Below are 10,394 nucleotides of genomic sequence, written 5' to 3'. Positions count from 1 at the left end.
AGAAAAGAATAGAACAGGTATAGAAGGTATCAAAAAGTATAGAAAACCTCCTAATAGTCCTGAAAGACTTGTTGCAGCTAATGTTTTTATTCTTTCCTTCTTCATTATTACTGTTTGCACCTAACGGTTTGCATATGGCTTGTGGCGGTTTCGAAGCACTTTCCTGTCCACCGAAACCAAAGCTTGATACGGAGCGAAAACCTTGCTGGCATCCGTTCACTCGCCATAAGCTATATGCGTTGTTGTGCGGTCGGCTTTTTTTTAAATTTTCTTATTCAGTTCAAGTGTTTTCAAGTCAAAGATTAAGATTTCGTTCTTGTCTGTCTTGTCATATTTTCCATTTTCATTTGAGTCGTAATGTCCTGTAATTATAATCATTCCTGTTTGGTAGTTAACAGTCCATGTTCTCGTGAAAAATTTGTCTTCAGTCAATTGCTTTTTGGTCTTGCCGTCTACCGAGATAATAAAAATCTGTTGTGGGTCTGACCAATCAATTCCACTTTTTCCGTCCAAGTCAACCGATTTAGCCGCAACAATAATTTGGTTGATTTCAAGGTTTTCAATTTTTACCTGCTCGATTTGTCCCAAATATCCATCTCCTGGAAAATCGACTTGTGTAGTTGAGCCATTTTTTGTGTCAATAAACAGTAGGTATTTGCTTTTGGACTCCGCCATTTTACTTCTGTTGTCAATAGAGGCAATTACATAGTCTGTTCCTTTAACTTCTGTCAATTTATTGAAATGAACGTAGTCATATTTATTCTGTCCGAAAACCGAAAGGGTCAAACTGGTCAGAATTGGTATTAGCAAATTTTTCATGTCGTCTGTCTTTTTAGCTGCCGCACAACGGTTTTGCTATGGTGCGTTTATGCACTATAGTTTGGGTTAGCAACTTTTATTTTAATCTGTAACCGATTGAAAACTGATAGGATTGGTTCTGGAAATCTACTTTCCCATTAATTGGCAGCTGGGATTTGTCAGTATTGATTACTGAGGTTAAGCCGTAGCTATATCTAAAACTAAGATAGATTTTTTCGCCAGCATAAAAATTTGTGCCCAAGGCATACCCAACGTCAAATTTATTGTACTGTTCCTTATTGTACTGCGCTCCTGCGTTGAGTAGGTATCCAAACTCAGGTCCGAGAACCAAATCCATGCTATTGAACAATTTTATACCTGCCATGACTGGCAAATTCAAATAGTTTAAATGGCTGTAAGCATTGGGACCTTCAGAAGTTTTGTCATAGCTATAGCCCTTGTTTGAGAACAGGAGTTCTGGATTGACAGAGAATCTTTCGCTTAGGTTGTGCTTGCCGTAAATTCCAAAGTGAAAGGCAGGTTTGTAGTTATAACCCCATTTTTCATAAAATGAGTCTTCTGAGTTCACATTAAGCCTTACCCAATTTACCCCACCCTTGATTCCATAGCTTGTTTGAGCAAAAGCTTGATGAGAAAGTACTATGAAGCTTACCAACGCAAAAGTTCTTTTTATCTTTTTCATATTTGTTATTGTTGCTAACGTTTGGGCTATGGTGCGTTTATGCAACATAGCTGGTGTTGAGTGTTGTTCTTGTTTCTTCCTAAATGCCTTATGTTAAGATTCAGCATCTTCTGCTGAATAATACTTCCTGATGTGATTTATCAGAAACTCTTCTACTTCTCTCTCTTTTATCTTCATTACGCCCGCGAATGTTTTGATGAAGGACTCGTAGGTGTTTTCGCTTTCTTCAAGTCTCCTAACGCCTTTTAACCCTTTCTTGTCATACACTAGCTGATACACCACAGCACCCGCAACATAGCGCGGGTTTTGGTTGGTGGCATACCTGAAACTGTTCGAGTAAAGGTCCTTGAAAGTAACTTTCGGGTGGTTATCATGCAAATCTTTCGATACTTCTTTCAGGGTCTGTTGGTAAGGAGTGTAGCCGTCAACTCCCCCAAGATAGGTGGCAATGCCTTCGGCCAGAAAGTAGTTTTGAACAGGGTGGTAAACCATGTGTACAAACTCGTGCAGATGTGCTTCTCGTCCCTTCGCTGACAAAGCCCTATTATACATCTTCTGCGTGAAGCCAGTACTATAAGAGAGCCAGTAATCCATGTTATGAAGTCGTCCAAGTTCTTCTTCTGAGGACATTACATAAAAATCAAATGGTTTGGCATCTTCCAACTCCATTTTAGAGACAACAGATTCAATGAATTCGCTTGCCTTGTCCGCGTTGACTACAGAGAAGTCGAATGTTGGGGGGTAATGAAACGTTACCCATTTGGTTTTATAATCTCTCCACTTTGTTAGTTCGTTAGACCACGTATTCTCGAGTTTCCAGTTTCCTGTTTTATTCTTTGCTGCAAAGTATCTGAGAATAAAAGGCGGGTTCATTTTATAGTCAACCATCCACTTTTGAACCGTATCGGCTGCTAAAAGGATTCTGGTCACATACTTTTCGCCTACTGGCTCAATGCTAAGAATAATTGGGTTGAAAGTGCTGAACAGTTGCTTGGCGCTCATGTTGCCGAACAGGAAGTGGGCTGCTAAGTCAAACTTTTCGTTCTTCTGATCTAGGTAATACTCTATTTCTTTTTGATTCCAGTAAGGGTTTTGGTAGAGGCTGTCTGGTCTAGAGTTGATATAGTTACCGATAAGCTTGTACACCTTCTTTACTTCTTGATTAGTGGTATCAACACGAGCTGTGATTGATGGTTTTATTTGGCAAAAGGCAGAAAAGGATGATATGATTGCAAAAAGTATAGGAAGGGTGACTCTGGCTGTTTTTGTTTTCATGTTCCTTAGTGGAAGTTTTATTATGTACTTTGAATGGCACTCAACTATTGGCTATACGGAAGTCAGTTACGGTTATCTGCACTATATCTGTAAGTGGTAATGTCCATTTTCTATGCAGATTTTGGTGTTTTCAGGGCAAATCCATGGACTTCCTCTATTATATTTACCCTATACAATATAAGAACTTTTAACTAAAGTGCCAGTTTTGAGATCAGTTATATAGCTTGATCACCAATAAATGCTCTAACCAAAGGCAAAATCGTTCAGTTGCACCATCAGTATCGCCATATTAGCCATAACTCGGGCAGTTCATGCGCAGATCCAACTGTATAGACATACCTGAAATACCACCACAGTGCAAATTCTCCCCTTTTCCTGCTATGCGTATTTATCCGTTTTATCCGCTTATAAGCGTTTATACTCAGGTATACACGGCTATAAGGCATATTAAAACACTCCCTGCTGTGCTTACTGCACAACTTGGAAGATCGTCAGCAGCAACTATATGACAGGAAAGTTATAAAAACTACCTTTTGTAGAATCGACTTGGAAACAGTGCTGGGGAGGAAGTAAACTAAACGAAGGTTTATTTAAAATACAATCCATTTATAGCCCACTCTTTGTCTACACAATTTTCTGCTATAAAACTCATTAAATATAAAACCGAGTTCTCCCCTTGATTTGATAACACCCGTTTTTCCCCCTAAGTACATATCTTCTTTAAAAGAAAGAAGGGAAACAACATAAAAGTCACTTCCCTTCTTTCTTTTTATACTGTTACAGCGGCACATGATGGGCACACTGGCAAAATTACCATTATGTACTAGGCTATAGCTTTTAATTGTGATGAGTTACCTTCTGGTAAAGGTAGTTGTCCTAATCACTCCATTCGTTGATGTTTGGGTAATCAGTTCACTCCCATTATTACTACAAGTATATGTAATAGTGTAAGTACCACTTGGCACACTTGGTCTTCCTTGATTAGCACCACTACATATGACATCATCAGTTTTGGTAAAATTATAGGTAATCTTGTTACCATTTACAGTATACTTAAAGTGAAATTTTAATGGCGTACATATCCCGTTACAATCAGGGTTTTCTGAATATCCTTCCCCATTGCTACCAAAATAGTAAATAAGTGACTTACTACCATTACATGTAGCAGTTCCCCATTTTCCTACCGGGCAAGAGCCGCTGCTGCCCGAGTCTTTGTCTCCATTCTTTATTTTTTCGGCAATCAGCATAAAATCTTCTTCTGCATCGCTTATACAGCCAGAAAAAGTAAAAGAAAAAAGAGCTATAAGTAGGTATAAAATTGATCTGTTCTTCATTTTCAGAATAAATTAAAAGCTGATAGATAAGTTTGCACCCAACGTACCGTTTGCGTTAGACATGATAAAGATGTCGTAGCCGAGGCGTACCAGAGAAGACGGCTTGCCCGATGCGCCTATAGTAAGGGCTCGCTGCGCGAACAGGCCCACATGAGCGCCACCACCAAACACACCAGCGGACTCTCCCGGGTTTACCTGGTTGCCCTCGTCGGCTTTACCCCGGGTGTAACAGAGGCCACCACCTGCCAGACCACCCAGTGTTACAATGTTCTTCACGGAAATCTCTTTAAACAAGTATCCGGTAACATAGTGCCGTGATCCATTATAGACTTCATTGCTGCCAAGGTTTTCGGAGTACCCAAAATAGTTGGTCGAAGCCAGACCATACCCTTTGGAAGGTGCTTTAACATCGCCCTGCCTTGGCTCAAAGTATTTCTCCAGCAGCACGTTAAAACCAAAGATTGGAAACGTGTCAAAATCATAGGTTTCTTCAGAGAATGTCACGTGGCGGGAGTAGGTTAACCCGACAAACGTGCGGCCTAAACCCTCTGTCGCGGTCTGTGCCAAAGATCCCGGGTGCTGCGCCTGCAGGGAGAAAGCAGTCAGGAGTGCGAAAAACAATAGGTAAAATTTTTTCATTTTAAAGTTTTAGAGGTGAATTACGAACTTGCTCATAGCTTCTGCGCCTGCTCATTTGAAAAAGCGCTGCCATGCAGTAAGAACTGCAGGTGTAGGGGGATATTAATGTAGGTGTGGTCTGTAAAGTCCGGGCATACAGATAATCGCCCTTGAGCTGTTCTGAGATAAAGAACAGGGAAAAAGGAGTTAGTAGATTTTTAGAATAAGCGTTGAGTTAGAGTGAAAGACTGCTAATAAAGAACAAATGTAGCTCCCACTGCTTTTCCTTTACAATACTCACAAATGGGTATTTTTCACCATCATTTTTGAGAACACCAACAATGGCTCTGAATTAAAGCAGACGTCTACTCTTCAGGCAACAGTGCACCATTAAGAGATATAATAAAACAGGAAGAGCGGAGAAATCCCCGCTCTTCCTGTTTTATGATTGGCAGTTGTATACTACACGTTGTTTGGGCGGTCACCACCTTCACGGCGGCGCTTCAACTCCTCTTCCGTAAACTTATCAACTTCAACATCGGTTTTACGCACTGTGTCGCGGATATTTTCTTCGTGCTCCTCCACACCCTTGCTTACATTTACCTCTTCTACCACACGGGCTTCTTTATTAACTATAGGCACTTCAGCATGTTCTTTCATTTCGATGTCACCTTCTTTAAAGGAATTTATATCCCTGTCTGTTGCAGGACGGTCAACAGGTCTGCGTTCTACACGGACATGCTCCTCTCGCAGTCGAAGATGCTCCTCCACCGGACGCTCAATAATGCGGCTACGCACACGTACTCCTCCTGTTTCCATGCTTCGCTTGCCCACTTGCATTTCCTCTTCTATTACCGGTATAGTAGTACCCGTTGAAGCAGTGTCTCTCCCGGTTGTTTCTTTGCCAGTTACAGGTCCGGAAGTACGCTCATCAAGATCTACAGCACCGTTACGGTCCAGGATACCGGCTGCCCTGTCTGCCTCCTGCGCTGACTTGGCATGTACCGTTACGATAGCACCTGTGCGTGCATAATCTGAATAGTGTTTAGAGCGATCATCGCTGCCGAACAGGTTACGGAAGAAACTACCGATGCTGTCATTATCTTTATCATGATCTGTAGCTTTGGAAGCGGCCTGTGGAGCAATATCAATATTGTCCCTTTCAAAGCCGCTGTTTACTAGTTGCTGTAAGGCTGTTTGCGCCTCATTGGAAGTCTCAAAGACTCCTACTACTGTATGTGACATAACTTTATTCTTTAAATTAAATTTGTTCCTGGCAGAAAGGCGAGTAGTCCTAGCCCGCCCACCAAATTAACCTCGTTATATTTTACAAACCTTTACGTCTGTATTCAGGTATAGTTCAAAAACACAACAAGCACCTAATTAGCTGAATATATATATTTTACATTTGCCACAGGTATAAATCAGCTAGAACAAACAGAAACACACAGCTAAGTAAAATACAATTCAAAAGACTCTATGAAATAAAAATTATTATATCACAGAAATCATAGAAACTAAACGAAGTAGATGGTGGAACAAAAAGTAACAAAGCTTCACTTTAACCTACCTTCACCAACGAACCTATTCATACTGCAGTGTTGCTGATACATGTTACTGCAGCTGCAATTATAACCTCATCTTTAAATAGGCTGGTTCAAGAGTAGTTAGCCACTATTGAAGTTCATAGGCAGTACTTTTAAGAGCTACAGCAAAAAAAGAAGCCTTGCAAGCGAAAACTCGAAAGGCTTCTTTGTTAGAAACGTTATGAATATCAACTTATAGCTGATACCCTGTCAGATCAAGGCGAATATCAACCTCTGGCAGTACATGGTGATCACCAAGTGCGGGATCAGCTGCATAGTTCATCCCCCATTTGGTCCTGTCCAGTTTAAAGGCAGCCTCTATGTCTGCTTTGCCTCCTGCAAGCACAATTTTTGCCGGAAATGAAAGCGACTGTGTCTGGCCCAGCATCGTAAAATCGCCTTTCACTGCAAAATTTGCTCCTTCTACCGCTCCCGCAGTTGGTGATGCAAGCGGTTTTACCTCTGTAATGTTAAAAGTAGCATTCGGGTAAAGTGCCATGTTAAAGAAATCAGGACTTTTCAGGTGATTCAGTAAAACTGGCTTTATATCGGCTGGTAAATCGAAATTTTTAATGGAAGCAATCGGAATTGTAAATGTGCCACCTGTTACTATGCCGTTTTCCACTTTTATATCCTGACTGGTAACAGAGAAGGAACCGTCGTGAAAAAGAACCGGGCTGTACCCCTTCCATACCGCAACAGAGTTTTCTTCATCTAAAGCATAGTTGCTTCTAACTATTTGGGTTTCGTCTTCACAACTGGTGAAAAATAAAACAGCAGCAAGAGCGAAGATTGATGTGATTGTTTTTTTCATGGTTTTAATTTTTATGGTTTTATAGATGATTTTAAATAACCTGCCTGATTGCAGTGAAAAACTCAAAGCTGCTTAGCCAATCTGTTTTTAGTTTTTTGGCTGAGTAGCTGATGCAAAGTTGCAGCGTAAGCCCCGCGACCACAATGAAAATGCAGTGTTGTGTCCGGAAGATGATGTGTAAGTACAGAGATATGCAGCGAATTAACAGAATCTGATAAGGCTATCACCTCAGTAAAGAGGATCAGTCCCTTTGCCTAAAAGATGGATTGCCTCAGCGCCACAAGCTTTAGCTTCTATAAAGCACCGTATTACCAGAATACTGACTAACTGCTAGCCTATACCACTCTCCTACACTGCATCATTCCGCACAGGCATAGCAATTATCTGGCTACTCACATCATTTCCATTGCCTTCCCGCTGCAGGCAAGCCACCTTTGCTAAGGTTTTAATACAGCCGAACACAATCATTCCTAAAGCAAAATAAAACTATGAAAAAGCTTTTTCTTTATCCTTGTAAGCTACCTGGTTTGGCGCCTCAACCCTGTAAAAGAGCACGCGGTTTCAAAAGTCCGGTTAAAGAAGCAAAGTTAGACTCTGGTCTTCTTTTAACCCGAGTTCAGAATTTTTATGAATAGACGGGGAAGGGCCATCTTCCTGAAGACATTAACTGGAAAAGCAACCTGAAAACAGAACGGCTACCCTATTCCAACTAACAGATTTTACCTATAACTTACCACACCCAATGACCTTGTACAGGAGCGAAATGAGCATCAGAAGCAACCTATTGTTAAAGCATAAGTGGATGACCAGTCTTCTTTTCTGGTTGACGGTAGGTGTGCTTTTTTCATTGTACAGGGCATTGCTCAATCCTGATGAGGCGCAACCGGTAATATGGTACAAACACAGCAGCTATCTTATTACGCTTCATTTGGTTTGGGGTGCCCTTACGATACCCTACCTAAAGGCACTGCAAAAGGTGTACTATGAAAAAGGCCTGGTTAGAGCAATTTTACTTACTGCAGCAGTCGGGCTTGTGCATTCATTGGCTACCGTGCTCTTATACTTTATTGTAGCCTATGTAATTCCGTTTGCCACCACCTTTGATGTGAAAAAGTATGTTGCCGGAGTAGAGATTAACATAGTTAGCTCCTTCTTTATAAGTTGGCTTACAGCAGTCGTAATTTTTATAGTGTGGTTTGGCTGGAGCGGCTTACAGGAAAAAGAAAGGCAGGCTAAACTAAACGCTGAATTACAGGCGCAGCTAGTGCAAACACAGCTTCAGATGCTACGCATGCAGCTTAACCCGCACTTCATTTTCAATACCTTTAATACCATTTCCATGCTTGTGCGGGCTAACAAGAACGAAGAGGCCACCGACATGCTGGCTAAGCTTGCTGAGCTGCTGCGTGTCTCGCTTTACAAGAAAGAAACCCAGCTGATACCTTTGCAGGCTGAGTTGGAGTACTGCCGCCATTACCTCGACATTGAGATGGTGCGGTTTAAAGACAGACTGAAGGTAACGTTCGAAGTAGACCCAGATTCAGAAAAAAAGCTGGTTCCCAGCATGATTCTGCAGCCCCTAATAGAAAATGCCTTTAAGCACGGCCTGATGAATTCTCTGGATGCTGCTCCCCTGTTAAAGATTGAAAGTAAAGAAGAGGGCGAAGAACTTTGCATCAGCATAAAAAACACCGGAAAGCTTAAGCCTCTTAATGAAAACGGAAGCAGCATAGGCGTACATAATGTAAGGGAGCGCCTAAAGCTGCATTACGGCGATAAAGCTCATTTTACCCTGGAGCAGCAAAACGGTTTAGTTGTAGCAAGTATAAAAATAGCCTATGAGCAAGTATAAAACCATAGTTGTTGACGATGAGCCGGCCGCTCGAGAAGGTTTGGCTGCGCTATTAAAAGCAGATGCAGAGGTAGAGGTGATAGGTGTTTGCGCAAATGCTTTAGAGGCGATAGACCTGATGCAGCATACAACACCCGATATACTTTTCCTGGATATCCAGATGCCCGAGGTGAACGGCTTTGAATTGCTTCGGTCTCTTTCTGCTACTCCTCCTGCCGTAGCTTTTGTCACCGCTTACGACCAATATGCCATTGCAGCTTTTGAGCACCACGCTATAGACTACCTTCTAAAGCCATTCACCAATGATCGCTTCCGCACCTGCCTTGCCAAATGCAAAAGTGTAGTAGAACAAAAAAACCAGGGAGACTTAAGCGAAAAGATCCGGCAGCTGCTGCAGGAACAGGCAACGCAGAAAGAAGAGAAACTAGTAAGTCCGGTTACCTCCATCAATGCACTGAACAAGCTAAGTATAAAAGCTAACGGCAAAATTCTCCTCCTCGACCTGAATGATATCTGGTACTTTGAGGCGGAAGACTATTATGTAAATATCCACTATAAATCACAGCGCATCCTGATCCGTGACAGCATCAAAAATCTGGAGCAGTTGCTGGCCGAAAAACAGTTTTGCAGAATTCATAAATCGTCGCTGGTAAACCTGCAAAAGGTAACCGAACTGGAAAACCACTTCAACGGCGGTCTGATTATGAAACTCCAGAACAACATGGAGCTTAAGGTAAGCAAGAACCACAAGCAAGCGCTTCTGGAGCGGTTTGGATTAGGATAGCACGTTATAACGTCATCTACAAATGAGTCCCAAGCTATTAGTGTTATTACTTATTCGGTTTCTTCGCTATCTGACTACAAGGTCCTTCGTACCTGACAAAGATATTAATCCATAGCACCCTCGAAAGCCTGAAAATAACAGGCAGCAGGCCTACAACCAAAACCACCACAACACCTATCATCATAGCCATGGTAATTTCCTCCACAAACTGGTGGAGAATAAATAGTGCTATCAGGAAAATTCCTACGTTAAAGGCGAAGCTCACATACATGGCACCGTAATAGAAGCCAGGTTCAGGCTCAAAGGGTTGTCCGCAGCACGGGCAGCTATCATGCATATCAGCAAACTTAGTCGAATAAAGGGTACCTTTTGGAAACATATCTCCTTCTCTGCACCTGGGGCATTTAGCTGTGGCTATGCTGTATAATAACGAATTTTTCTGGCTCATACATTCAGGCTTTACTCAGAACAAAGATACAACAACCGTTGCCTTTATAACGAGACAAAGTCACTATTTACTATTCCTGACCGTCGACCTTGAAAGTGTGTAATGACAGATCTGTGAAAAATAAAACTGTCACGAGGAAGCATAACGCATTCATCATTTAGAAAGGCCGCAAACACATACTT

Annotated in this window: 10 protein-coding genes; 2 read left to right on the top strand and 8 right to left on the bottom strand. The window is 41.7% G+C overall.

Features of this window, described 5'->3' with window-relative positions; all coding sequences use genetic code 11:
* Positions 1 to 261: 261 nt before the first annotated feature.
* The 7 genes from ACFSRY_RS14015 to ACFSRY_RS13985 form a co-directional block, all read right to left on the bottom strand.
* Positions 262 to 819 (bottom strand): hypothetical protein, encoded by a 558-nt coding sequence (locus ACFSRY_RS14015; protein ID WP_377508804.1) that lies wholly within the window; start codon positions 817 to 819, stop codon positions 262 to 264.
* A 76-nt stretch (positions 820 to 895) separates the two neighbouring features.
* Positions 896 to 1,501, bottom strand: coding sequence for a porin family protein (locus tag ACFSRY_RS14010; RefSeq protein WP_377508800.1), 606 nt, complete (start codon positions 1,499 to 1,501; stop codon positions 896 to 898).
* A gap of 93 nt (positions 1,502 to 1,594) precedes the next feature.
* Positions 1,595 to 2,776: a hypothetical protein gene (locus tag ACFSRY_RS14005; RefSeq protein ID WP_377508796.1), complete on the bottom strand. Its 1,182-nt coding sequence runs from the start codon at positions 2,774 to 2,776 to the stop codon at positions 1,595 to 1,597.
* A gap of 851 nt (positions 2,777 to 3,627) precedes the next feature.
* Positions 3,628 to 4,110, bottom strand: coding sequence for a hypothetical protein (locus tag ACFSRY_RS14000; protein WP_377508793.1), 483 nt, complete (start codon positions 4,108 to 4,110; stop codon positions 3,628 to 3,630).
* 12 nt (positions 4,111 to 4,122) lie between these two features.
* Positions 4,123 to 4,749 carry a hypothetical protein gene (locus tag ACFSRY_RS13995; protein ID WP_377508790.1) on the bottom strand — a complete coding sequence of 209 codons (627 nt, stop codon included), beginning with the start codon at positions 4,747 to 4,749 and terminating at the stop codon, positions 4,123 to 4,125.
* Positions 4,750 to 5,190: 441 nt separating this feature from the next.
* The gene (locus tag ACFSRY_RS13990; RefSeq protein ID WP_377508787.1) at positions 5,191 to 5,973 is read right to left on the bottom strand and encodes a YsnF/AvaK domain-containing protein; all 783 of its coding nucleotides are present in this window, start codon (positions 5,971 to 5,973) and stop codon (positions 5,191 to 5,193) included.
* Positions 5,974 to 6,507: 534 nt separating this feature from the next.
* Positions 6,508 to 7,128, bottom strand: a complete 621-nt coding sequence (locus ACFSRY_RS13985; protein ID WP_377508784.1) for a YceI family protein — start codon at positions 7,126 to 7,128, stop codon at positions 6,508 to 6,510.
* A gap of 763 nt (positions 7,129 to 7,891) precedes the next feature.
* Between ACFSRY_RS13985 and ACFSRY_RS13980 the strand changes: the two genes are divergently transcribed.
* Both ACFSRY_RS13980 and ACFSRY_RS13975 read left to right on the top strand, forming a co-directional pair.
* Positions 7,892 to 8,980 carry a sensor histidine kinase gene (locus tag ACFSRY_RS13980; protein ID WP_377508781.1) on the top strand — a complete coding sequence of 363 codons (1,089 nt, stop codon included), beginning with the start codon at positions 7,892 to 7,894 and terminating at the stop codon, positions 8,978 to 8,980.
* Positions 8,967 to 9,764, top strand: coding sequence for a LytR/AlgR family response regulator transcription factor (locus tag ACFSRY_RS13975; protein ID WP_377508778.1), 798 nt, complete (start codon positions 8,967 to 8,969; stop codon positions 9,762 to 9,764). The genes ACFSRY_RS13980 and ACFSRY_RS13975 overlap by 14 nt, the downstream gene beginning before the upstream one ends.
* Before the next feature lie 46 nt (positions 9,765 to 9,810).
* On the opposite strand, the gene ACFSRY_RS13970 is transcribed toward ACFSRY_RS13975, so the two are convergent.
* Positions 9,811 to 10,212, bottom strand: coding sequence for a DUF983 domain-containing protein (locus tag ACFSRY_RS13970; RefSeq protein WP_377508775.1), 402 nt, complete (start codon positions 10,210 to 10,212; stop codon positions 9,811 to 9,813).
* Between the last annotated feature and the right edge of the window lie 182 nt (positions 10,213 to 10,394).

This window comes from Pontibacter locisalis, from assembly GCF_042684605.1.
Taxonomy (GTDB): domain Bacteria; phylum Bacteroidota; class Bacteroidia; order Cytophagales; family Hymenobacteraceae; genus Pontibacter; species Pontibacter locisalis.
This window is presented reverse-complemented; position numbering and strand designations above follow the sequence as displayed.

Coding starts and splice junctions, on each gene's coding strand:
- ACFSRY_RS13975 (WP_377508778.1), top strand. CDS start 8,967: ATGAGCAAGTATAAAACCATAGTTGTTGACGATGAGCCGGCCGCTCGA.
- ACFSRY_RS14010 (WP_377508800.1), bottom strand. CDS start 1,501: ATGAAAAAGATAAAAAGAACTTTTGCGTTGGTAAGCTTCATAGTACTT.
- ACFSRY_RS14005 (WP_377508796.1), bottom strand. CDS start 2,776: ATGAAAACAAAAACAGCCAGAGTCACCCTTCCTATACTTTTTGCAATC.
- ACFSRY_RS13970 (WP_377508775.1), bottom strand. CDS start 10,212: ATGAGCCAGAAAAATTCGTTATTATACAGCATAGCCACAGCTAAATGC.
- ACFSRY_RS14000 (WP_377508793.1), bottom strand. CDS start 4,110: ATGAAGAACAGATCAATTTTATACCTACTTATAGCTCTTTTTTCTTTT.
- ACFSRY_RS13985 (WP_377508784.1), bottom strand. CDS start 7,128: ATGAAAAAAACAATCACATCAATCTTCGCTCTTGCTGCTGTTTTATTT.
- ACFSRY_RS13980 (WP_377508781.1), top strand. CDS start 7,892: ATGAGCATCAGAAGCAACCTATTGTTAAAGCATAAGTGGATGACCAGT.
- ACFSRY_RS14015 (WP_377508804.1), bottom strand. CDS start 819: ATGAAAAATTTGCTAATACCAATTCTGACCAGTTTGACCCTTTCGGTT.
- ACFSRY_RS13995 (WP_377508790.1), bottom strand. CDS start 4,749: ATGAAAAAATTTTACCTATTGTTTTTCGCACTCCTGACTGCTTTCTCC.
- ACFSRY_RS13990 (WP_377508787.1), bottom strand. CDS start 5,973: ATGTCACATACAGTAGTAGGAGTCTTTGAGACTTCCAATGAGGCGCAA.